21 protein-coding genes are annotated in these 24,278 nt (G+C 46.6%); 7 read left to right on the top strand and 14 right to left on the bottom strand.

The window, feature by feature from the left end; all coding sequences use genetic code 11:
- Positions 1–117 precede the first annotated feature (117 nt).
- From DP923_RS11970 to DP923_RS11955, 4 genes are all read right to left on the bottom strand, one after another.
- The gene (locus DP923_RS11970; RefSeq protein ID WP_112306085.1) at positions 118–537 is read right to left on the bottom strand and encodes a response regulator; all 420 of its coding nucleotides are present in this window, start codon (positions 535–537) and stop codon (positions 118–120) included.
- 38 nt (positions 538–575) lie between these two features.
- On the bottom strand, positions 576–1,370 hold the full coding sequence (locus DP923_RS11965) for a sensor histidine kinase (protein ID WP_112306084.1): 795 nt from the start codon (positions 1,368–1,370) through the stop codon (positions 576–578).
- The gene (locus tag DP923_RS11960; protein ID WP_125047715.1) at positions 1,367–1,900 is read right to left on the bottom strand and encodes a hypothetical protein; all 534 of its coding nucleotides are present in this window, start codon (positions 1,898–1,900) and stop codon (positions 1,367–1,369) included. The genes DP923_RS11965 and DP923_RS11960 overlap by 4 nt, the downstream gene beginning before the upstream one ends.
- A gap of 110 nt (positions 1,901–2,010) precedes the next feature.
- The gene (locus tag DP923_RS11955; RefSeq protein ID WP_112306082.1) at positions 2,011–2,349 is read right to left on the bottom strand and encodes a hypothetical protein; all 339 of its coding nucleotides are present in this window, start codon (positions 2,347–2,349) and stop codon (positions 2,011–2,013) included.
- A 186-nt stretch (positions 2,350–2,535) separates the two neighbouring features.
- On the opposite strand from DP923_RS11955, the gene trxA reads away from it, so the two are divergent.
- The 4 genes from trxA (at position 2,536) to DP923_RS11935 (ending at position 8,343) form a co-directional block, all read left to right on the top strand.
- Positions 2,536–2,841, top strand: a complete 306-nt coding sequence (trxA, locus tag DP923_RS11950) for a thioredoxin (RefSeq protein WP_112306081.1) — start codon at positions 2,536–2,538, stop codon at positions 2,839–2,841.
- Positions 2,842–3,100: 259 nt separating this feature from the next.
- On the top strand, positions 3,101–4,969 hold the full coding sequence (locus tag DP923_RS11945) for a M61 family metallopeptidase (protein WP_112306080.1): 1,869 nt from the start codon (positions 3,101–3,103) through the stop codon (positions 4,967–4,969).
- Between the two features lie 219 nt (positions 4,970–5,188).
- Positions 5,189–7,543, top strand: a complete 2,355-nt coding sequence (locus DP923_RS11940) for a TonB-dependent receptor (protein ID WP_239021019.1) — start codon at positions 5,189–5,191, stop codon at positions 7,541–7,543.
- On the top strand, positions 7,543–8,343 hold the full coding sequence (locus DP923_RS11935) for a DUF4249 domain-containing protein (RefSeq protein ID WP_112306079.1): 801 nt from the start codon (positions 7,543–7,545) through the stop codon (positions 8,341–8,343). The genes DP923_RS11940 and DP923_RS11935 overlap by 1 nt, the downstream gene beginning before the upstream one ends.
- A 283-nt stretch (positions 8,344–8,626) precedes the next feature.
- Here DP923_RS11935 and DP923_RS11930 read toward each other — a convergent pair whose 3' ends face one another.
- From DP923_RS11930 to DP923_RS11915, 4 genes are all read right to left on the bottom strand, one after another.
- Positions 8,627–9,442, bottom strand: coding sequence for a purine-nucleoside phosphorylase (locus tag DP923_RS11930; protein ID WP_112306078.1), 816 nt, complete (start codon positions 9,440–9,442; stop codon positions 8,627–8,629).
- Positions 9,443–9,583: 141 nt separating this feature from the next.
- Positions 9,584–11,347 carry a signal peptide peptidase SppA gene (gene sppA / locus DP923_RS11925; RefSeq protein ID WP_112306077.1) on the bottom strand — a complete coding sequence of 588 codons (1,764 nt, stop codon included), beginning with the start codon at positions 11,345–11,347 and terminating at the stop codon, positions 9,584–9,586.
- A gap of 348 nt (positions 11,348–11,695) precedes the next feature.
- On the bottom strand, positions 11,696–12,964 hold the full coding sequence (locus DP923_RS11920) for a replication-associated recombination protein A (protein WP_112306076.1): 1,269 nt from the start codon (positions 12,962–12,964) through the stop codon (positions 11,696–11,698).
- Positions 12,965–13,052: 88 nt separating this feature from the next.
- Positions 13,053–14,207: an AI-2E family transporter gene (locus DP923_RS11915; protein ID WP_112306075.1), complete on the bottom strand. Its 1,155-nt coding sequence runs from the start codon at positions 14,205–14,207 to the stop codon at positions 13,053–13,055.
- A 78-nt stretch (positions 14,208–14,285) separates the two neighbouring features.
- Here DP923_RS11915 and DP923_RS11910 point away from each other — a divergent pair, with 78 nt between their 5' ends.
- Positions 14,286–15,185: a DMT family transporter gene (locus DP923_RS11910; RefSeq protein WP_112306074.1), complete on the top strand. Its 900-nt coding sequence runs from the start codon at positions 14,286–14,288 to the stop codon at positions 15,183–15,185.
- Between the two features lie 2 nt (positions 15,186–15,187).
- On the opposite strand, the gene DP923_RS11905 is transcribed toward DP923_RS11910, so the two are convergent.
- Entirely contained in the window at positions 15,188–16,156 is a 969-nt protein-coding gene (locus tag DP923_RS11905) for a YpdA family putative bacillithiol disulfide reductase (protein ID WP_112306073.1), read from the bottom strand.
- Positions 16,157–16,324: 168 nt separating this feature from the next.
- Positions 16,325–16,849 (bottom strand): GNAT family N-acetyltransferase, encoded by a 525-nt coding sequence (locus DP923_RS11900; protein WP_112306072.1) that lies wholly within the window; start codon positions 16,847–16,849, stop codon positions 16,325–16,327.
- A 311-nt stretch (positions 16,850–17,160) separates the two neighbouring features.
- Between DP923_RS11900 and DP923_RS11895 the strand changes: the two genes are divergently transcribed.
- Positions 17,161–17,427, top strand: a complete 267-nt coding sequence (locus DP923_RS11895; protein ID WP_207801970.1) for a glycine zipper domain-containing protein — start codon at positions 17,161–17,163, stop codon at positions 17,425–17,427.
- Between the two features lie 87 nt (positions 17,428–17,514).
- Here DP923_RS11895 and DP923_RS11890 read toward each other — a convergent pair whose 3' ends face one another.
- From DP923_RS11890 to lpdA, 3 genes are all read right to left on the bottom strand, one after another.
- On the bottom strand, positions 17,515–18,870 hold the full coding sequence (locus tag DP923_RS11890) for a DEAD/DEAH box helicase (RefSeq protein ID WP_112306071.1): 1,356 nt from the start codon (positions 18,868–18,870) through the stop codon (positions 17,515–17,517).
- Positions 18,871–19,705: 835 nt separating this feature from the next.
- Positions 19,706–20,818, bottom strand: coding sequence for a fatty acid desaturase family protein (locus DP923_RS11885; protein WP_112306070.1), 1,113 nt, complete (start codon positions 20,816–20,818; stop codon positions 19,706–19,708).
- Between the two features lie 464 nt (positions 20,819–21,282).
- Complete coding sequence (lpdA, locus tag DP923_RS11880) at positions 21,283–22,677, bottom strand: dihydrolipoyl dehydrogenase (RefSeq protein ID WP_112306256.1); 1,395 nt, start codon at positions 22,675–22,677, stop codon at positions 21,283–21,285.
- 202 nt (positions 22,678–22,879) lie between these two features.
- On the opposite strand from lpdA, the gene DP923_RS11875 reads away from it, so the two are divergent.
- Positions 22,880–23,488, top strand: coding sequence for a tetratricopeptide repeat protein (locus DP923_RS11875; RefSeq protein ID WP_112306069.1), 609 nt, complete (start codon positions 22,880–22,882; stop codon positions 23,486–23,488).
- Positions 23,489–23,506: 18 nt separating this feature from the next.
- Here DP923_RS11875 and DP923_RS11870 read toward each other — a convergent pair whose 3' ends face one another.
- Positions 23,507–24,124 (bottom strand): peptidase associated/transthyretin-like domain-containing protein, encoded by a 618-nt coding sequence (locus tag DP923_RS11870; RefSeq protein ID WP_112306068.1) that lies wholly within the window; start codon positions 24,122–24,124, stop codon positions 23,507–23,509.
- Positions 24,125–24,278: the final 154 nt, after the last annotated feature.

Raw genomic sequence — 24,278 nt, 5'->3', positions numbered from 1 at the left:
CTGGTATGGAGACAACCCGTTGGTAAGGAATTAAATTATACTGCCTAAAAGTATAGCTTCATATTGGCTATACTTTTGGGCAGCTACTGTTATAGTATTGGGAAGCCCTCCTGCCTGTTAAAGCAAGTATGGATTATGTGCCAGTTTATAATTTAGCTTTTCGCCACGTTTTAGTGCCTGTAAGGCTTGTCTTAACTCTGCAGGTTCGGCGCTTTTAAGCAGGTAACCGTGTACGCCTTCTTCCAGGAGTTTCTCAACCAGCGTTTCTTCGCCGTACATCGACATAATAAGTACTTTTACCTGCGGATATTTAATGAGCAGGTAACGGGCCGTGGCAATCCCATCCATTTCAGGCATCTCCAGATCGAGCATAACAATGTCAGGCATTTTGTTTTCGATCTTTTCGAGCAGCCGTGCGCCGTTTACAGCTTCGGCAACAAGTGTTACTTCGGGGTATAATTTCAGTATTTCGACAATCCCTTTTCTGAAAAGTGTGTGATCATCGGCAAGCGCAAGGGTAAATGGCAGAAACTCCATGAGAAACTGGTCTAAAGTTGTTACACAAACTTACAATTTTATTGTAGGATTGGAACTATAATTTCTGCTTTAGTTCCGGCACCGGGCTCAGAAAAAAAGTTAAGCTCACCATTCAATAAAGCGACGCGGCTTTGCAGGTTCATCAGGCCAATACCCACGGCTGTATTTTTGCTTTTCTGCAACTGGCTGTAGTTGAAACCCAGGCCGTTATCCTGGTAAACTAAGGATATCTTATTCCCGATTTGCCTTGCTGTGATTTCAATTTTATCGGCCAGCGCATGTTTGATGGTGTTGCTGAATAACTCCTGTATAATCCTGTATAAAAGCAGTTCCTGATTTGGTTGCAAGCGCTTTATGTCAGTCTCTATCCCAAGTATAATTTCCAGGTTGGCATCTTTTGGCACCGCTCGCCGTAAGGCTTCCAATGCATGCCACAGGCCCATTTTTTCGAGTATAACCGGCATCAGATCATGTGAAATTCTTCTGACGCTGCTGATCACTTCCTCGAGCGTATTTTTTACATTTTCGGAAGCCGCTACGCTACCTTCGTGCAAAGTACCGGACGGCAACACCTGCGTGAGCTGCAACTTGGCCAGTACCAGCATCCCTCCTACTTCGTCGTGCAGGTCTTGTGCCAGGCGGCGTCGTTCGGTTTCCTGGGCCTCGATCACAGCTTCGAGTAACTGCAGTTGCTTTACTTGCTGCAACACACGTACCTGCTCCTGGTGTGCTAAAAGCCGCTTCTGGTAACGAACAACAAACACCACAATACCAAGTGCCAGCACCAGCATAACAGGCGTCAGTATAAAGAGCGGTAGCAAGGAAGCACTCATGATCTGGCAGCTCTGTAGATAACCAGCGCCTGTACGCAATAGAAAAAAATATTTGTCAGGAAAACGAAGACCAGGCAAATGCGCGCCAGGTCATAAGATTCTTTTAACAGCTGCTCGAAAAGCGAGTAGGCAGTAACATTACCGGCAAAGTAAAAGATGACACCTGCACTTAACAGGAACATAGGATCATGCTCTAAAGACTGCTTATCGAGCAGCAAAAACCTTTTGTTGAAATAGGCAATCGCAAACACAATAAGAAATACACTTTCTAGCACACGCCCGTAAGAATTTATACCTTCAATGGTATTAAATATAAATAGGTTTAGAACGGAAAAGGCCAGAAAAACAGGCAATGAGTATAAAACTACCTTTTTAAGCCGCCCAGCGAAAGTATAATAGTAAGCTGCTGCCAGAAAACAGTACTCCAGGATCACAAATATATGAGAGATCCAGTAATTAGTGATTCCTTTGTTAGCGGTATAAGAAGACATGCACTCAGAGATGATACCCCATACGGCAAGCCCAAGCATCACTCTTATAATGATATTGTTATATCTAATGAAATAGATACCAGCCAACAGCGGTATAACAACGCTGTAAATGGCAATATCCATTAAAAGGTTATAATAGGTCAGCACACTTAGTCTAAGCCGTTAAGCAATGCACCTGATGCACAACTCGGAGGGCATGGGCGAGCAAAATCTGCGATAATGCCATCTTCCATAGAAACGCCATCCTCAGTAGTACCCACTAGTATAAGTTTTTTAGCACCCGTTTCGTCTAATGCATGACACATTGTAATTCCGGCACAATTTTCCTGATCCAGTATCTGTTGGATAATGTCGCGGCCAAAGAAATGTGCTTTCGTATCTCCTACAAGGCCTTCGTTAGCTGCATTCTCTCTTCTGTAATTGGCTGTCCATTCGGCGGCAAGGCTTAGGTCAATTTGCCCGCCCTGCGTTGTTTCAAATTTTGACATGTATTGTCTGGCTAAATAGTTATAAACTCCTAAATATATGATATTTTATATTTAAAATAAACTTGTTCCTTTTTTATTTCTGGAAGTATAAACGCAGGCCTATTCAAGCACCCGCAACGCATTATCACCAAAAGCAGGAATACACGTACGTATAGGTAACAACACCTCAGAAGCAGACAAGAAGTTATGGCTAAGAAATCGTTTACAGAAATTATAAACAGCCCGGGCATGCCGGTTTTAGTTGATTTTTATGCGGACTGGTGCGGCCCCTGCAAAGCCATGAATCCGGTAGTACAGCAACTGGCCGATGCCTATAACGGCAAGCTGAAAATTGTGAAAGTGAACATCGATACAAACCAAGCAGCGGCAAACCAGTTCCGGGTGCAGGGTGTACCTACGTTTATACTTTTCCATAAGGGCCAGCAAGTATGGCGGCAGTCGGGAGCTATGCCGGCGCAGCAATTGTCCAAAGTTATACAGCAGTACATTTAAGGTTTCCGTTTATACGCTATAAACAAGGGTAGATCGGGTTATATTTTTCAGTCCGGTGGCGTGCGAAGTTATTTTGCATACAGCCCTGCTAACTTGTTTATCTACAAAAAAGCGTCGCTTGTCGAAAAGCAGCACAGTTTATAGCCTTAGCCGTTACCTTTAAAGTATAAACAAGTTGCTACAGGGTTTTGCAGGCAGGAGTACTAGCGCCTGCTGGCTTAATACTTGTTACAAGAGTTGATCATCATAACCACGCTCCATGACCTTATCAAAAGCACTTTTACTGCTAGCGCTTAGCCTGAATTCATACTTGCTCACTCCAGTCATAGCGCAGCAAACTGCCACTCAGAAGTATAGTTTCCACCTGAACCTGACCAACGTAAAAGACGACAGGCTACAGGTTACGTTAAAAGCACCGGCAATCAGCCAACCGGAAATTGTATACAACATGCCCAAAATTGTGCCCGGCACTTATTCCGTTTCAGATTTCGGGAAGTTTGTAACTGCTTTTACTGCGCTCGATAAAAACGGACAGCCGCTTCCGGTTAAAAAGCTGGACACCAACCGCTGGCAGATCAGCAATGCCACCAAACTGGATAAGATCACGTACTGGACCGACGATACCTTTGATGCCCAGAAACGCGAAGATGTGGTTTTTGAACCGGGCGGCACCAACATCGAAGAAGGCAAGAACTTCCTTCTGAACACGTTCGGCTTTATCGGCTATTTTTCTGATATGAAACAGCTGCCTTACGAGCTGACCATTACCAAACCGCAGGGCTTTTACGGCTCCACTCCGCTTATTGCCACTACCAGCACCGCCACCTCCGATACCTACATGGCCTCTAATTACATGGATCTGGCCGACTCGCCTCTCATGTATAACAAACCGGATACAACTGTCTTGGATATGGGCAAAACCAAAGTGCTGGTTTCAGTTTACTCGCCGTCCGGGCGTGTTACTTCCGGCCCTATTGCTGCCAACATACAGGATATCCTGGAAGCGCAACGTAAATATCTCGGTGGCACGCTGCCCGTCGAAAAGTATGCTTTCCTGATCTACGTACCCGAAAAAGTAGGCAAATCCGGTTCGTTCGGGGCACTGGAGCATTCGTATTCTTCGGTATACTTTTTACCGGAAATGCCGGCATCGCAGTTTAGCAGTACCATTCGCGATGTGGCCGCGCACGAGTTTTTCCATATCGTAACCCCACTTAACATACATTCCGAGGAGATCGGTAACTTCGATTACATCACCCCTAAAATGTCGAAGCATTTGTGGCTTTACGAAGGCGTAACCGAGTATTTTGCCAGCCACGTACAGATTTACGAAAACCTGTACGGCCTGAACGAATACCTGGGCAAGTTGCGCGAGCATATTATAACAGCCAAAACCAGCTACAACGATACCCTGCCTTTTACTGAAATGAGCGCCAACGTACTCGATACCTATGAAAAAGAATATGGCAACGTGTACCAGAAAGGCGCTTTAATCGGGTTGGTTTTAGATATTGAACTACGCGAAAAGTCTGGTGGCAAGTACGGCCTGCGCGACCTGATGCTGGACCTTTCCAAAATATACGGCAAACAGAAAGCCTTTAAAGACGACGAGCTTTTTGATAAGATCGCTGAGATCACTTACCCCGAGATCCGTACTTTTTTTGCGCGGTACGTGGAAGGCAATGAGCCGCTTCCGTTAAAAGAGGCGTTCTGGAAAGTGGGGATACGATACGAGCCGGTTGCAAACGCAACAGCTATCTCTTACGGCGGTTTTACACCTGGCCTCAATCAGGATAACACTAAAATTATAATTGAGGATGTATCGGAAATGGATGCCTTCGGTAAACGCATGGGTTTTAAAGAAGGCGATGTGCTGCTGCAGTTAAACAAAAAGGATATTACCCTGGAAAATGTAACCACCCTGATCGGGGAAGAGCTGCAGGCCATGACCCCGGGCGAGAAGATCACGATCACAGTTGAACGTAAAAACAGCAAAGGCCGCCTCAAAAAGAAGAAGCTGAAAGGAAGAGTAACGCGTATAGAGCGCCAGGCACCGCATGTACTGGAAATAAACCCGGCTGCTACGCCGGCACAAAAACAATTACAGGCTGCCTGGTTAAACAAGTAAGTATACACAAGCAGGGAAGTATAAATCTGAGGGTTTACAGAAAAGTGTGCGTTGATAAAAGTATATTTAGCAGCGGATAGGGCAAACTAACCTTTCCCACTAAACCGTAAGTATACTTGGTGCTTTGTTTACTTTATTACCATTCCTTAGCTTAAACAATACCCTGACCAGCAGTGTTTATCTGCACAAGGGTTAACCCATTATACTTTTATTCTGATTTTGCTGCAACTCATCTCTAAAAAGTCTTATTCAGTGTATGTGCTGCACCTGTTAGCGTGGCTTTTGCTGGTGTGTGCAGTCCAGCGTCCGGCGCTTGCCCAGACTACGTACCGCATCAGCGGAACTGTTACCTCTGCAACCACCGGCGAGGCACTGGTGGGCGCAACGGTAGCGGTGCCCGGTTTGCAGGCAGGAAGTATAACCAACCAGGTGGGTGCCTATAGTGTAAACCTGCCAGCTGGTGATCATACCTTGCAGGTAACGTATATTGGGTTTGAGCCGCTTGCGCGTACCATTACGGTAAGCAGCAATGCACAACGCCAGAACCTGAGCCTGCAACCAGCCAGCAACCAGTTGCAGGAAGTAGAAGTCGAAACCAACTCCCTCACGCAAAAATTAAACGATAACCGCATGAGCGTAGAGCGCCTGAGCTCGCGCGAAGCCAAACTATTGCCGGCCCTTTTCGGGGAAGTGGATCTGATTAAAACATTGCAGCTGAAGCCCGGCGTACAATCCGGTGGCGAAGGCGCATCGGGTTTGTATGTGCGCGGCGGCAGTTCGGACCAGAACCTCGTTTTGCTCGACGATGCCGTTATTTACAACCCTTCGCATTTGTTTGGCTTTTTTAGTGTGTTTAACCCCGATGCGGTAGAAGATGTAGAACTGTACAAAGCAGGTTTTCCGGCGGAATTCGGCGGCAGGCTTTCTTCGGTGGTAGATGTAAAACTGCGGGAAGGAAACAAGGACAGCCTGGTAGTTTCGGGTGGTTTAGGGCTTATTTCATCGCGGCTAACCGTAGAAGGCCCTTTGGTGAAAGACAAATCCTCGTTTATACTTTCGGGCAGGCGCACGTATGTGGATGTTTTTACACGCCAGTTCAACCGCATCAGCGAAGACAAAGAAGACTACAGCCCTATTCCGGATTATTATTTCTACGATTTCAATGCCAAGTTAAATTATAAGCTCAGCGACAAAGACAATTTATACTTCAGCGGCTACTACGGGCGAGATTTTTTTAGTTTCAGCGATGATGATTTTGCCTTTGGCTTTGAATGGGGAAACACGATGGCCTCGTTGCGCTGGCAACATAAATTTTCGGATAGATTGTATGCCAATACCATGCTCAGCACGACCGGTTACAAATACACGGTTGATAACAAGCTCGATGTTTTCAATGTTTCGCTTACGTCCGACATCCTCGATTATACCCTGGAAAGCAATTTCGATCTATTTCTGGATGGCGGCCATACGGTCAGGTTTGGGGCTAAGGCCATACAGCACAGCTTTACAGTAGGCCGGTTAAACTTTAATTCTGCAGAAAACCCGGACCAGGATTTTAGCGCCGGCTCCGATTACGAAGGCACCGAATTTGGCGTGTATGCTTCCGATGATTTTGAAGTGAGCCCGTTCCTCTCGCTTAACTATGGCCTGCGTTTTTCAGGTTTCGTGAACAACGGCAAACTGTTTACAGCCTTGGAACCGCGCGCCTCTGCCAAGTATAACCTATCCGAAACTGTAAGTATAAAGGCTAGCTATGCCAATATGATGCAGTACGTCCATTTGGTTGCCAACTCGGGTGCTTCGCTGCCTACCGACGTCTGGTATCCATCTACGGGTTACGTTAAACCACAGCGCTCGCAGCAGGTAGCCGCGGGTATAAGCAAGCTGTTTGCAGACGGCAAATTCCTGGTTACAAACGAAGTATACTATAAATGGATGCGCCGTCAGATCGATTTCCGGGATGGAGCCAACCTCTTTGTGAACGATAACATTGAACAGGAATTCCTGTTCGGGAAAGGGGAAAGCTACGGTAACGAGATTTACTTCGAAAAAATCAAAGGCCGCACAACCGGCTGGCTGGGTTATACCCTCTCCTGGACATACCGCACCTTTGAAGGCATCAACAATGGAAACCGTTTCCCGACTCGCTATGACCGCCGCCACGACATCAACCTGGTTGTGCTGCACCAGTTAAACAAACGCATCAGCCTGACAGGCGCTTTCGTATACGGCACCGGCAATGCTTTTTCTTTGCCGGTCGCTCGTTTTCCTTTTCAGGATGTGGAAGGTAAATCGCCTACCATCGTCCCTATTTTTACGGAACGCAATGGTTTCCGGCTTGCCTCCTATCATAGATTAGATCTTGGGCTGGTGTTAAAGCTTAAGCCAAAACGCGGTGAGGCTGACCTGACCTTTAGTGCCTACAATGCCTATAACCGCCGCAACCCCTACTTTGTGTACTTCGAGCAGGCCAAAGAAGACCCGCAGAACGAAGAACGCATCACCGGCTTTCAGGCTAAACAAGTGTCTCTTTTCCCAGTCATACCATCGGTAACCTATAACTTTAAATTTTGATGAAGCAGATTTTATACTTGCTGGGCCTGCTTTTGCTTTGTAGCTGCAATCTTGAAAAAGATATTGACGTAGATTTACCCAACCATACGCCCCAACTGGTAGTGGAATGCTACCTGGTGCCCGGCGAGCCCTACAGGGCAACCGTACTTGAAAGTTCCGGCTATTTTGATGCGCCTGTGCCCCCGCTGGTTCCGAGCGCGCAGGTTACCATCCTTAAAAATGGACGCCCGCTAAATTTAACTTACCGGCCGGTTCTGCACGAAGCGAGTGGCCGTTATTTTACCCATTCTTCCCGTGATATTGTAAGTACCAAACCAGGCGATGTATTTGAACTGCGGGTAACAGATGCTGCGGGGCGCAAATTATCAGGTTTTACAAAAGTGCTACCGGTAGTGCCTATCGAAGCGGTTGAATGGAAGTTTAACGACAAAAACAAAGCATATTTGCTGATGAGCTTCCAGGACGATCCGAATGCTGTGAATTATTACCGGTACATGACCCACCGCGACAGCCTTTCTTCCGGATCAGACCGCGACTTTAACTTAAACGATAACCTCACCAATGGCAAAAGAATAAGCGTGGGCTCTGCTTATGATTATGAAGAAGGCGATACATTGATCGTTTCGCTGTTCCACCTGGAGCCCGCTTATTACGAATACCTGAACTCCGTAGACGAAGCAAAAGATGCAAATGGCAACCCGTTTGCACAGCCATCGCTGATCAGGTCTTCGGTGCAGGGCGGTATCGGCATTTTTACGAACATCGCCCTCGACCGGAAAAGAGTGATCCTGACAAGGTAAAAGTTATACTTGGTTGAGATGCTGGGTAATCAATTTCCAAACTAAGTTGTTTAGATTTTTCAAGGAAATTAATTTAGCTCCCTTGCTGCGTGTTTTCACCAGCAAGCACAAAGAGGTTAATGTAAAAGTATAAAAAAAGGCTGTACAGTAACGTACAGCCTTTTTTTATACTTCATACCCGTCGTTGTTGGTGTTTTCACCGACAACTATACTTCTGTCTTTTAGTGCTTGCTGGTGAAAACACGCAGCAAGGGCAGCTAAAATGCGCTTAATCAGAAGCCGTTTATTGCAGCTTGATCAGCTCGCGGATCAGCATGGTCATGCGGGGTTCGGCGATGGCGGCTGCCTCCAGAATATCAGATAGCTTTACTTTCTTTATACGGTCCGGCGTACACATATCGGTTATCACTGAAACAGCAAAAACAGGCATATTCATGTGGCGCGCCGCAATTACTTCCGGCACCGTAGACATGCCAACGGCATCTGCCCCGATAATAGTCAGGTACTTGTATTCTGCTTTTGTTTCGAGCATCGGGCCGGGCACACTTACGTACACACCTTCGCGCAGATCAAAGTCAGCATCTTCGGCAATTACCATCGCCTGCCGGATCATATGCTCGTCGTATACATCGCTCATATCCGGGAAACGCGGCCCCATTTCGTCCAGGTTCTTGCCGATAAGCGGGTTGCCTGGCTGCAGGTTAATGTGGTCGGTCAGTACCATCAGGTCGGAGGTATTGAAAGCGGGGTTCAGGCCACCGGCGGCATTCGATACAAACAGTTTCTTAACGCCCAGCAACTTCATCACGCGTACCGGAAAAACAACCTGCTCCATGGTATAGCCTTCGTAGTAATGAAAGCGGCCCTGCATCACGATCACGTTACGGCCAGCCAGTAAACCCAGGATCAACCTGCCCGAGTGGCTCTCTACCGTAGAAACCGGAAAATCCGGAATATCGCTGTAAGACAAGCTATACTTTATTTCGATTTCATTTACGAGTGCGCCCAGGCCTGTACCCAGTATGATCCCGAATTCCGGCTCAAAATTATCTGTCTGGCTTTGTATGTAGGCGGCTGTATCCTGTAGTTGCTGCATCATGGTTTATGCTTTTCTGTTTAACACCGGCAAGTTGCGAAAAATAGCGCGGCTATAAAACAAAAACTGCCGCAGCTCTTTGACAGCTGCGGCAGTTTTTGTTTTGAAAGTATGGCTCAGCCAGAGCCAGGACAAAGTTTATACTTATTGGATGGTCAGTTCGTAAGGCAAGCGTGCCTGTACGCCGCTCATATTTTCTACTTTTTTGTAGAGTTTGTAGTATGGGTACAACTGACCAAGTTCTGCTTTCACAGCTTGCTCTTTTACCTGCGAGCCACTGGCACCAAACATTTCTTCGAAGAAAGATTTACGGCGCGGAAGCTCCTTGATACGGTAATCGTCTTTGATGTTGGCAGCAGCTGCGGCAACTTCAATCGCTTTTTCAAGGCCACCGTACAGGTCGATCAGGTTGCGCTCTTTGGCTTCGGCGCCAGACCAAACACGGCCGGATGCCAGCGTTTTCAGTTTATCCTGGGTCATGCCGCGGCCTTGCGCTGCTTTGCTGGTAAAGGTCTCGTAGATCTGGTCGATCTGGTTCTGGATCACTTGCCCCTCCAATGCGGTCATTGGGCGCGAAATGGTAGGCACATCCGAATACTTGCCGGTACTTACGTTATCCACGGTAATGCCCAGTTTGTTGTTCAGGAAGCCCTGTATATTCGGGATCACACCAAATACGCCTATACTTCCGGTAATGGTGTTGGGGTGTGCCACTATGGTATCGCAGCCCATCGCCATGTAATATCCGCCGGATGCCGCCACATCAGACATAGAAGCGATAATAGGCTTCACTTTTTTAGTTAACTGGATTTCGCGCCACATTACATCCGATGCCAGGGCACTGCCGCCCGGCGAACTGATACGCAACACAACAGCTTTTACTTTATCATCTAAACGGGCCTGTCTGATCGCTTCTGCGTAGCGCATGCCGCCTATGTTATCTTCTCCGCCTTCGCCATCCACAATGTCGCCTTCGGCATAAATTACAGCGATGCGGTTTTTAGAGCTGTTGCCTTCTGATTCTCCTTTTGCTTTTTTATACTTGCTGAACGATATCAGTTCCAGTTTTTTGTCTTTGGCTATACCCGCTTTGGCTTTGATGTAATCCAGTGCCTGGTCGTAGTAACCGACATCAGTTATCAGTTTATACTTTTTAGCATCTTCGGGCGTACGCACCAGCATTTCAGAAGACACTTTTTTCAGTTCTTCGTAATTCAGTTTGCGGGTTTTGGCGATGTTCTGCAGCTGGTAATCGTTGATCGAATTCAGGAAAGAGGTTACCTGCTCCCGGTTAGCTTCGCTCATTTTATCTAAAAAGAAAGGCTCTACCGCACTTTTGTAATCGCCTACTTTAAAAATCTGCGGTTTGATATCGAGCTTCTCCAGCATGTTTTTGAAGAAGTATACTTCCGAGCTCATGCCGTTAAACTCCAAAGCGCCCAGTGGGTTCAGGTAGATTTTATCAGCTACAGAAGCCAGGTAATAGCCTTTTTCAGTTGTCATGTCGCCGTACGAAACGATGAACTTGCCAGACTTTTTAAAGTCGATCAGCTCGTTACGAATTTCTTCGAGCTTGCCCATACCGGCATCTATCATGCCCATGTTCAGGAAAATACCTTCGATGTTCTCGTCGTTTTTGGCTTTGCGGATAGTGGCTTTTATCTGATCAAGGCCATCGGTGCTGGTGAAAGAACCGAACGAGAAACCAAGTTCGCCAAACGGATTTTCGGGTTCGCGCTCCGAAATGGCTTTGTCAAATTTCAGTTCAAGCACAGAGCCATTGGTTACCGTAATTTCGTCGGAAGAACTGGAGCTGGCAGCAATCCCGATCAGGAGCAGCATCGTGATAAATAAGAATATGAGAAGGCCAATAATAGTAGCCAGCACATACTTCAGAAAATTTAACATATAGTTTTGGGTTAAGGTACAAAGGGTTACTCACCGGGAAAAAGCGCCCGTGGTACTATAATAAACAAATTTAGGTTGTATAGTTCAATCGTTGCAGGTGTATTCGACTAACGAACCTTTTTCATAGACAAAGCTTGTTTTGAGTTAGAAAGTTTGGAAGTTAAAGCGTTAGAAAGTTAACAAAGTATGGATTTATGTAAACAGACTAATAGAAACAGCATTTATACTTTCAGACCTTAACTCAGATTATGAAATTACGGTGCGCTTGCAGATGAAAGTATAGTTGTTAGTGAAAACACCAACAACGGCAGGAAAATCGACACTCAGAACTCGTAACTCATAACTCTTTTAGTATCCATACTTTTTGCCCCACTGGCCTTGCAGTTGTTTGAGCATTTCGGTTTCGCGGCCGTTCTGGCCGGGTTTGTAGAGAGCGGTGCTGCTAAGGCCATCGGGCATAAACTCCTGTTGCACAAAATTACCTTCGTAGTCGTGGGCATACTTGTAATCGTTGCCGTAGCCTATTTCTTTCATCAGTTTGGTTGGCGCGTTGCGCAGGTGGAGCGGCACAGGCAAATTACCGGTTTGCTGCACCAGTTGCCGGGCCTGTTTGATGGCTTTGTAAGAAGCGTTGCTTTTGGGTGATGTGGCCAGGTAAACCGTACACTGCGAAAGTATAATTTCCGCTTCGGGGTACCCGATCATCTGCACTGCCTGGAAACATGACGTAGCCATCAGCAGGGCATTGGCATTGGCCAGGCCAATGTCTTCGGAGGAGGCAATCAGCAACCGGCGGGCAATAAATTTAGGATCTTCGCCACCTTCGATCATGCGGGCCAGCCAATAAACAGCTGCATTCGGATCGGAGCCGCGGATGGATTTGATGAAAGCCGAAACCAGATCGTAGTGCATCTCCCCCGACTTATCGTACATCACAATGTTCTGCTGCGCTACCTGTTTTACCAGCTCATTTGTAACCACTACTTCCTCGCCTTTCACCCCTTCGGCCACAATCTCGAGCAGGTTCAGAAGTTTACGCGCATCGCCTCCCGAAATAGTTAGCAACGCTTCATACTCCTGCACGCGCACGTTGCGGTGGCGCATCCATTCGTCCTGGGCCAGCGCTTTATCTACCAGCTCGATCAGTTCGGTTTTGCTGAGGTGTTTCAGAATGTATACCTGGCAACGCGAGAGCAAAGCGGAGATCACTTCGAAGGAAGGATTCTCGGTGGTAGCGCCCACTAAGGTAACGGTCCCTTTTTCTACTGCGCCAAGCAACGCGTCCTGCTGCGATTTGTTAAAACGATGAATCTCATCTATAAACAGCACGGTGCCCTGCCGTTTCTTGGCCTGATCTATTACATCCCGAATATCTTTTACGCCTGCATTTATCGCACTGAGGGCCACAAACGGTACCTTCATCTGGTTCGCGATGATATTACCGAGGGTGGTTTTGCCAACGCCGGGCGGGCCCCACAAAATCATACTTGGTATCACGCCGCCTTCGATGTAGCGCCGTAAAATACCGGTCGGGCCAACCAAATGCTGCTGGCCGTAATACTGATCTAAGTTGTGGGGGCGCATGCGCTCGGCAAGCGGTATATTCGGGTGGTTCATTTGTTTTGTAATGGGCTTTCTCAGGTATCCGTTCAAACAAAGTTACCTATTTGTACTGAAAGTGGTAACGCTTACTTGATTCCCTTCTTTATACTTTTGAGGAGCGATCGGTCGGGTCAATTTCGTTTTCGCGCTCCAGTTGGTCTTGCACAACTTCGTCTTTTTCCCGCAGGGCAGGTACTTCCATCGGGCTGCGGTTAGGCCTTTCTTCCCCGAATAAAACGCCCCATTGCTTAAACTGCTCACTTCGGTCGAACACCACTTTCAGCACTGCAATAATCGGCAGCGATAAGAACATACCAGAAATACCGGCCAGCTCGCCGCCCACCAGCACGCCCACGATTGTAGCCAGCGCATTTATCTTTACTTTGGAACCTACAATGCGCGGCATCAGAATGTTGTTATCCAGAAACTGAACAGCCGTGATCGTACCCAACACAATAAAAATAGGCCCTAATTCTGGAGACGAAGCCAGCGTAAGCAACACACCAATCAGGTTGCCGAGCAAAGCCCCTACGTATGGAATCAGGTTCAGGAAAGCGAAAATAACCCCGATCAGCAATGCATGCTTTATACCTAATATCAGCAGTATACCGCCCAGCAAAACCGTCATGTACGACACCTGGATAAGCAACCCGAACAGGTAACTTTTAATGATGACTTCCATTTCGCGCATGCCTTCTTCCACCTTTTCGTGGTTTTCGGTCGGGAACCAGAAAAAGACGAAACGCAGCAACAGGTTCTTGTAAAAAAGCATCAGGAAGATATAGATAGGCAATAATCCCAGGAAAATAAAGATGCCCGTTACCGAGGTAGCAGCGCCGCTCAGCATACCGCCGGCATAGTTCAGTACCTTGCTGCTCTGGTCATTTATAATTTGCAACTGCTCCTGTGTAGAGAAAGGAGTTTTAGTACTTACCCAACTGCTCAGGGCCGTTAAGTGGTTGGTCACGTTTTTCTGTATCACCGGGAAATCCGTAATCAGGCTGCTGATCTGGGACGAAAAAAACCAGACGATAAGCCCCACTACCACAGCCATTAACAATAAACTAACGCCAATTGCCAGCCCGTCGGGCAGCTTTCGTCTCACCAGGAACCGATACAGCGGCAGCAACATGATACTGATAAAAAAAGCCATCAGCAGCGGAGCCAGCAGGTCGCTTGCCAGCACAATTATCCAGCCTAAAAAGAAAAGGCCCATCAGTTCTATCGACCTTCTGACTGTGAGGGGGAGTTGGTTCATTTTATACTTTACAAATGGATTACAAATTGATTTTGGTACTTATACGGCACTCCATAAAAACATACTACTTTTGTACCCATGAGTAAACAAATACAGGTACACGCCTCGCTCTTTCTGGTTGCCCTGATCTACGCAGCCAATTTTAGTGTGGCCAAAGAAGTAATGCCGGAATATATCGGTCCGTTCGGCCTGATCATGATCCGGGTGGTGTCGGCGGCGCTGTTTTTTGGGATACTCTCGAAGCTCCTGGTAAAGGAAAAAATTGTGGGCTGGAGCGATAATATGCGGTCTGTCCTTTGCGGCCTGACGGGCATTGCCATTAACCAGCTTTGCTTTTTTGGCGGACTTAATTTAACGGCGCCTATCAATGCGGCACTTTTGATGATCGTGGGCCCGGTGGCTGTGGTAGTTTTCTCGGCTATACTTCTGAAAGAGCGCGTTGGCTGGCGCAAAGTAACGGGCATTGGCGTGGCATGTTTAGGTGCGTTTCTTCTGATCAACAACTCGGCAAGCAGCAGCACAACCGGCCACTGGCTCGGCGACTTACTCATTATCCTGAACGCGATCAGTTACGGCATTTACCTGGTGCTGGTAAAACCGCTGATGTTAAAGTATAAAGCCATTACTATTGTGAGCCGCATTTTTGCCGTGGGGGCTGTGGTGGTTATTCCGTTTGGGTATCAACAGCTGCAAACCCCGGATTATACTTCGTTTCCTACGTTTGTGTGGTTGGCGTTGCTGTTTATGGTGCTGGCTGTTACGTTTCTGACTTACCTGCTCAATGCCTGGGCTTTAAAATTTGCGAGTCCGTCGCTGGTGGGTATTTACATGTATTTGCAACCCTTGCTGGCTATTTTTATTGCGGTGGGTTTTGGCAAAGATGTGTTTACGCTGGAAAAAGGCCTATATGCACTCCTCATTTTTGCTGGTGTATACTTGGTAAGCCGTGCCCGCCAGAACAGCATCGTTAAAGTATAAATTTATACGTTGGTGCTGATATGATGCATAATTTTTACGGCATGTTCCCTGGAGTTTTCGATAAACCAGCTGTGGGTATCCATGCCGCCGCATACTACGCCCGCCAGGTAAACGCCGGTTTTGTTTGTTTCCATGGTGTCCGGGTTAAACGTTGGGTGCATGCGGTTATCAGCAGATAAAGTAACGCCCACTTTCTGCAGCAAGTTAAAGTTTGGTTTATAACCCGTCATGGCCATTACAAAATCATTGGCTATGGTTACTTTTCCTGCTGGTGACTGGATATCCACTTCCAGTTCTCTTATTTCGCTGAGGTGCGCGCTGAAGTAGGCTTTTATACTTCCTTCTGATATCCGGTTTTCGAGGTCGGGTTTGGTCCAGTATTTTATGTTGCCAAGTTGCGGTTCGCGTACTACCATCGTTACATCCGCCCCTTTCCGCCAGGTTTCCAGGGCCACATCGGCCGCCGAATTATTTGCCCCGATCACCACCACTTTCTGCTTATAATAAAAATGCGGATCGTAATAATAATGCTTTACTTTAGGCAACTCCTCTCCGGGCACGCCCAGCATATTCGGGATATCATAAAAGCCGGTAGCCAACACAATATGCCGCGCCCGGTAGGTAGCTTTACTTGTAGTTATCGTATAAAACTGCTCGCTTTCTGAAACAGATTCTACTTCCTCAAACAAATTTATACTTAGTGCTTTGGCATCGGCTACGCGACGGTAATATTCCAGGGCTTCGGCACGGTTTGGCTTGGCATGGATCGAAGGAAACGGATGGCCGCCAATCTCCAGCCTGTCGGCGGTAGAGAAAAACGTCATGTTGAGCGGGTAATTGAAAAGCGAATTAACCAGGCAGCCTTTTTCCACTACCAGGTACGATAAACCAGCCTTTTGCGCTTCGATGCCACAAGCCAGCCCAATCGGTCCGCCGCCCACAATCAATACATCCAATGTTGGCTCTATCATGTATACTTTGATTAGCTTTTTGTATCCGGCAATTTGCACCGCAAGTATAACCCAGAAGGTTTACCCGATTTTCAGGAAACGTAACAGCACGATGAGGTAACAACCAACATCCGGAATAGTTGGCATTATAATTCCTGATCTGAGAAAAGTATGAAAGTATAAATACGGTTACAGCTCGAGTTTCATGATGACCATGCCCCGGTATTCCTGCTTCATTTGCTCAAAATCAAGTTGGTGGGTGCTGTAATGCCTGAACCCATGCTGGGTATAAAAATCGATGGCATTCTGGCTTGTGTCCATAGCTTTGAGCCAGATCAGCTTATTTTGCCGGGCCTCTGCGTATGCTTTCGTAAAGCTAAGCACTTCTGCGCCTATCCCTTTTGCAGTAGCGGTCTTAACTAAGTAAATGCGTTCCAGTTCGAGGCAATCTTTTGCATCAAACCCTTTCAGCGCTTTGTTGAGGTTAAGTTTCAGGTAACCCACCAGTTCCTGATCAGCATAGATAAAAAAGAACGCTGCGGTATCGTCCTGCAGTTCGCTTTTCAGGGTAGCATCGCTAAAACATTTTTCCATGTACCACGCGCCGCCATCATGCCACAGATGCAGGTAATGATCGCCGTAGGCGTTTATGGCAATATCTTGTAACGTATAAAGGTCGGATTCGGAACAGGGAAGTATGCGGATATTAAGCATCAGATTAAAGCTACTATATTTTCAAAGGTAATAAAAGAGAGGGAATACGCTGCTGCTTCCGATTTGTTTATATCTGTCCAGAACAACAGTTTATACGTTAACCTTTTTTATACTTTCTATGTTGCTGTTCTTCATTCCGAAACCATACCTATGCAGGTTACAGAAATTTGCATTATAATAATAAACTCATATTAACAATTCAATAATAAAAAAGTTTATAAACCTGACTATACAGCTGCAAAACCTGCTTAACACAACTTCCACGTTTAATTTTCCGTATTCTTACAGAATCACACTAATCAGATAAGACTATGAAAAATATAAAATTATCCATAACAATGATGCTTACAGTTTTTATACTGGGCAGTTGTGCCAGTGATGGCTGGAGCAGAAAAGCAAAAGGGGCTGCAATAGGTGGCGCGGCAGGTGCTGCAACCGGAGCAGCTGTTGGTGGTACCAGTGGTGCCGTAGTTGGTGCAGCCGCAGGTACCGTAGTTGGTGGCGCAGTTGGCCGTAAAAAAGACAAGAAAAAAGACAGAAAACGCTACGAAGGCTATAAAGATAAAGATAACAGATAACACCAATTGTAAGGTTTAACATCCTAAACGAAAAAAGGCTACTCATTTATAGAGTAGCCTTTTTTATGGTTAGTAGGTTGCTAGTAATTAAGCAACGCTAGGTTTTGGTTTGTTGCTCCAGCGGCGCTCGCCATTGTTGCTGCTTCCTGTGCTTCTGTTTCCGTTTGAAGAACTTCTGCCGGTGCTCGCATTTCTGTTGCCATTGCTGCTGCCTTCGGTTCTTGGTTTGTTGCCCCAGTTGCCTCGGCCGCCATTACCGCCACCGCGTTTTTTCTCTTTCACGGTAGAAGCTGCTGCTGCAAAATCTTTTGCCGTCATCGGGTACGGGTGGTTATCAATTACCGGAACCGACTTGGAGATCAGTTTCTGGATTGAGATTAAATAAGAAGTTTCCTCTGCATCGCAGAAAGAAAGTGCTGTACCCGATGCACCTGCACGACCTGTACGGCCAATACGGTGTACATACGTTTCCGGCTCGTTTGGCAGTTCGTAGTTAATAACGTGTGCCAGGTCGTCTACATCAATTCCGCGTGCGGCAATATCTGTGGCAACTAATACACGGGTACGGCTGCTTTTAAAGTTTTCGAGAGCCCTAACGCGTGCATTCTGCGACTTGTTGCCATGGATGGCTTCGGCCTGCATACCCGCATTATTCACATCTTTTGCTACGCGGTCGGCGCCGTGCTTGGTGCGTGTAAAGATCAGGACACGGTCTATAGAGCCTTCTTTCAGTAAGTGGATCAGGAGGCTTTTCTTGTCTGATTTCTTAACGTAATATACCGCTTGCTTAATCGAGTTAACGGTTGTGGCTGCTGGCGTCACTTCTACTTTCGCCGGGTTCACCAGGATCGTATCAGCCAGTTTCATAATTTCAGGTGCCATCGTAGCCGAGAAGAACAGCGATTGTTTTTTCTCAGGCAACACTTTCAGCACTTTGCGTACATCGTTCACAAAACCCATGTCCAGCATACGGTCTGCTTCATCCAGCACAAACAATTGCAGGTGCTGCAGGTGTATAAAGCGTTGGTTCATCAGATCGAGCAAACGGCCCGGCGTAGCTACCAGTATATCCACGCCGGCACGCAAAGCTTGTGTTTGCGCATGCTGCGATACACCACCAAAAATAACGGTGTGTTTCAGGCCGGTGTTCTTGCCGTAAGCCGCCAAGCTTTCGCCGATCTGGATGGCCAGCTCGCGGGTTGGCGTTAAAATTAAAGCCCGGATGTTGCGGTTGCCTTTAACAGGCTGCGCGTGTAATAACTGAATGATCGGAATAGAGAAGGCGGCTGTTTTACCAGTGCCTGTCTGGGCGCAACCTAAAATGTCGCGTTGTTGCAATATGTAAGGAATGGCCTGTGCCTGTATTGGAGTTGGTTTGGTATATCCTTCGGTTTGAAGAGCGTTTAAGATAGGCTCAATCAGGTTTAAATTTTCGAATGTCATTAATTGATTTTGTTGATTTGCAGCCTGTTGTTTTTAAGGCTGCTTGTTTACGATGAAGAACATTGCTGATGTACTACCTGACGCCAGTTTTCTGTCCGTATCTTCATCAACCCTTTAAACAGAACTATGGTTCTATAGGGGACAAAAGAGGGGTAATTAGTTACAAAGATAACTTTAAGTTTCGCTATATCCTATTTATACTTCTGAGGATGCTTAGCTTATGCTGTTGGATGTTTTAAAGTTATACTTTAACTTAAGCTTAGGATATGTTTATGGCGTTGCAATTCCTTTCTTAGCTTAGAAAGCATTTGTTTTATAGCTGGTTTTTTCGCCTCGCCGGCTGGGCCTCACTTTTCTCCTTGATGAGAAAAGTAAGCAAAAGAATCAAGACAATTCGAAACTCGCTGACGCTCAAACAGCGAATTGTCGGCAATATGCACCTGGCCAATGTCTAATGCTTGTAGCAGAAGTATAATTAATACTTTGGTAGAAAAACCTATCCCAGTTCTTGGGTTGAGCGCCTTTTAATTGTTGCGGTGCCACGCCAGTGGCAGCCCGCAGCGCAGCGAATAGAGGGCCCCTACCCCCGGCAAGCTTCAAGTAAACAGCGCGATGCCCGAGAACGAGTCCCAGCGGACTTGGAGCGAAAAAGCCAATTATACCACAAGAACATCTCTATTAAGCCAGAAAGAAGCTACGCCAGCAAAGACATAAATTAACCAATTCCCAAGTTAAAGTTACTTTAGAAGGTTCCATAAAGTATAAACCACAAAAAAGCCGGCTACTAAAGTATAAACTTCTGCAGCCGGCTTTTTATGATAAATAAAGTATGAACTTACCCGATGGCTTCGTTCATGTTAGGTAATTTACCGAAACGGCGCAACGTGTTAATATGCGACTTTACAGCCTGCCCGAACGTCTCGTTTTCCATGTACGGGATGTTAAATTCTTCGGCAGTTTCTTTTACGATACCCGAAATGGCCGGGTAATGTACGTGGCAGATGCGCGGGAAAAGGTGGTGCTCGATCTGGTAATTCAGGCCGCCTACATACCACGAAATAAACTTGTTATTACGCGAGAAATTAACCGTTGTATTTAACTGATGGATTGCCCAGTCGTTCTCGATGGTGCCGTGCTCATTTGGCCTCGGGTGGCTGGTGCCCTCTACCGTATGCGCTAACTGGAAAACCACCGTCAGGATAATCCCGGCTACAAAGTGCATCAACAGGAAACCTAACAAAATCTGCAGAAAAGGAATACCGAAAAACACAGTAGGCACAACAAAAATGGTGAAGAAGTAAAGCACTTTCATAGCGATCAGCTTCATCATAAAAGTTCTGTTCTGCTGCGGCGAGTTCGGGTTAACGCCATTTTTCAGGAACAGGAAATACTGAACAAAATCTTTGGCAAGGACCCAATACAGGGTCAGCAAACCATAAAACAAGAAAGCATATAACCACTGTATTTTATGAAAGAATTTAACCTTGGTATGCGGGTTAAAACGCAGCACCAGCCTGTCCTGTATATCCTCATCCATTTCGATGACGTTGGTGTACGTATGGTGCAGTATGTTGTGCTGTAGCTTCCAGTTAAAGGCAGAGCCGCCAGCCAGGTTCAAGGTATAACCCATCAGGTCGTTCACTTTTCTGCTCGGCGAGTAAGCCCCGTGGTTGGCATCGTGCATCACGCTCATGCCAATTCCGGCAATGCCCAGGCCCATAATAAACCACAAGATCATACTGGCAGGAAAAGCCGGCGTGAAAACCAGCAAAAAGATAAACGGCAACACATAGGCAAGTATAAGCACGACGCTTTTTACAACCATGGTGGTGTTGCCAGTTTTAGGAATGTTGTTTTCTTCGAAGTAGGCGTCTACACGCTTACGGAGTGTCGGGAAAAATAAGCTTTTGTCTTTGCTTACAAATTTGATCTTGCCTTTGTGGGCCATATTTTGTTTGTAAAAGTATGATTACAAAACTCACCGGTACATGAGAGAACACGCCCTTGTAAATCAGGTTTCTTTATTAAAAGAGATTCAGTTTGTATTAAGTTCAGGTCTCTTACAGGGTACCAAGTATAAACCGCATTTTTATAAGTATAATTACGCTCCTGAAAAGCAGTAGGTTTGCCGCCCTTTGCCTGAAATTACCTTCGCAAAGGTATAAGCACGCTTCCGTACCTACTACTAAAGGATGTAATTTACTCAAAGAAAGTATAGTTTTTTTTATTCTGAAGGAAAAAACTCAATCGCCTGGCATATTTATACTTTAAACTTTACCAGGTCTTTGCCGCTACTGTTACAGACACCCGGAACCCGGATTAGTTTAAGCAGCATACAGAACAAGTATCCTGAAAACAAAAAAGGTTTGACCGGGTACCAGCCAAACCTTTTTTATACTTTGATTTTATACGTTACAAGTGAATTACTTCGCCGTAAGCAGCAGCGGCCGCTTCCATAATAGCCTCACTCATGGTTGGGTGCGGATGCACGGCTTTGATGATCTCGTGGCCGGTCGTTTCCAGTTTACGGGCAACAACCACTTCCGCAATCATCTCGGTTACGTTGGCACCGATCATGTGCGCGCCCAGGAACTCGCCATACTTGGCATCAAAGATCACTTTCACGAAACCGTCTTTTGCACCGGCCGCACTTGCCTTACCAGATGCCGAGAACGGAAACTTGCCTACTTTAATTTCAATGCCCTGCTCTTTGGCCGCTTTCTCAGTCAAACCAACCGAAGCTATCTCAGGCGAGCAATACGTACAGCCCGGTATGTTGCCATAGTTTAACGGCTCCGGATTGTGTCCTGTAATCGCTTCCACGCAAATAATGCCTTCCGCTGATGCTACGTGCGCCAGCGCCGGGCCCGGCACGATATCGCCGATCGCGTACACACCTTCCACGTTTGTTTTGTAGAACTCGTCTACCAATACCCGGCCACGATCCACGTTAATGCCCAGTTCTTCAAGACCGATATTCTCCAGGTTCGTCTGGATACCAACTGCTGACAACACTACTTCTGCCTCCAGAATCTGGTCGCCTTTGGCAGTTTTAACAGTTACTTTGCACAGATCGCTGCTTGTATCCACAGCCTCCACCGATGCTTCGGTCATGATGTTGATGCCAGCCTTTCGGAACGACTTGGATAACTGGCGCGATACTTCTTCGTCTTCTACCGGCACGATGTTCGGCATGTATTCCACGATCGTAACTTTGGTACCCATTGTGGCATAGAAGTAAGCAAACTCCACTCCGATCGCACCTGAACCAACTACTACCATACTTTCCGGACGCTTCTCGAGCACCATCGCCTGGCGGTAACCGATTATTTTCTTGCCATCGATCGGCAGGTTAGGCAGCTCGCGCGAACGGGCACCTGTTGCCAAGATGATATGGTCTGCTTCTACAATGTCTTTTTTACCTTCGGCGTCAGTTACTTCTACTTTGCCTTTGCCTACCAGCTTTCCGTTCCCCATAATCGCATCGATCTTGTTTTTGCGGAACAGGAACTGGATGCCTTTGCTCATGCCATCGGCTACGCCACGGCTGCGTTTTACAACAGCGTTAAAATCTACGGAAGCATCGCCTACCGTAATGCCATAATCAGCAGCATGGTTGATATATTCGAAAACGTTTGCGCTTTTTAGCAAGGCTTTGGTAGGAATACAACCCCAGTTCAGGCAGATACCGCCCAACGACTCGCGCTCGATCACACCTACTTTTAAACCTAGCTGTGAGGCACGGATTGCTGCCACGTAACCGCCCGGGCCACTACCAAGCACTACTAAATCATATTTTAAAGCCATAGTCTCTTTTTTAAGTTGCGAAGCAAAATTAAGCGATAATCCCCACTTCACAAAACCGGCAGGCAAAGCAATATACTGGCACTATAGCAAGATAAAATAAAATACATTCTGCAAAATCACACAAAAGTTACTGTAACACTTTTATCATAGCCTTGGCTTTCTGATTTTTGCACCCTCCAAGTAAACTTTTAGCCCCGTTTGCATGAAAAAACTTTTACCGTTTATACTTTATCTCTGCGTTTCTTTTTCTGTTTCGGCCCAGACTACCGCCAAGGATTTTTTCCTGCAGGGCAATGCTAAATTTAAGGCCGGCAAGTACACCGAAGCCATTAAGGCCTACAACCAAGTACTGAAAACAGACCCTGACCACGTAAAAACACTGACTAACCGGGGCGTAGCCAAAGACCGCCTGTTGGATTACCGCAGTGCTATCGAAGATTTCACTAAAGCGCTTGCCCTCGACCCTAAGTATAGCGAAGCTTGGTTTAGCCGTGGCCTTTCCCGCTATAACCTGAAAGATTACCGAAGCGCCCTCCTTGATTTTAACAAAGCCGCCGAACTCAACCCGAAAGATGCCCGCACTTATAACAACCGCGGCCTGGCCCGTTATGGTTTAAGGGATTACCGTGGCGCCATTACAGATTATACCAAAGCCATTGCGCTGGATGCAGCTTATGCCGAAGCGTATTATAACCGGGGCGCACCCAGCTATAACCTGAACGAAAAAGCAGCTGCCTGCTCAGATTGGTCGAAAGCGAAAACGCTGGGACTGAAAGATGCCGATGTGTATTTGAAAAAGCTGTGTAATTAAGGCACGTATAAATGCCGGTTACTGGAAGCCTTTGCTGTCTTTAAAAAACTTATTGTATTCTTCCTGTGCCTTCTCTTGTTCGTCGGCTTTTTGCTGGGTTTGTAGTTTTTTGAGCTTCTTTAATTCTTTTGCTTCTTTTGAAAGTACATTGTAGAGCGCCCCGATCGGGCTGCCAGCTGCAGGGGTAGGCAAAATTGGTTTCGGCTCAGGCGGCGGTATGTACCCCGGATTTTTCACGTTACTGCGCGGCTCATACTTTACTTGCTGAAGTTCACGCAAAGAGGGAAGCGCTATTACTTCTACTTCCCGCAGCATCACTGTATCCAGTTGCAACACAACTTGTACCAATTCGCCTTGTTTTAAAGGGGCGCTCCGGACATACAACAAAGGCTTATACCCAATAGCCCGGAACAACACCGAATCCCCGGTTGCAGCTTTTATCAGAAACCTGCCTTGCTCATTTGCCAGTATACTTTTCCCATCCCGGAGATGCGTAACCACTGCCCCCGGAATTACTTTTTTACCATCTGGCTGCAGCACAGTACCCGCCAACATATCTTTGGATTGAGCGAAAACAGCCACGTTACTGAAAAGCAGGATAAGCAGTACAAAGCAAAAAATAATTCTTTCGGGCATTTAGACAGGCTGAAGTACCAGGTGTAACAGGAAGATACCTTTTGCAGGCTTCAGGTTGCAAGGCTACGTTTTTCTTTTGGCAATTTCTATTCTGATAACCTTTATAAACAGGATAAGCTGCCAGATTCCTCCGACAGCTTATCCTGTTTATACT

It is taken from the genome of Pontibacter arcticus, from assembly GCF_003284895.1.
Taxonomy (GTDB): Bacteria; Bacteroidota; Bacteroidia; order Cytophagales; family Hymenobacteraceae; genus Pontibacter; species Pontibacter arcticus.
This window is presented reverse-complemented; position numbering and strand designations above follow the sequence as displayed.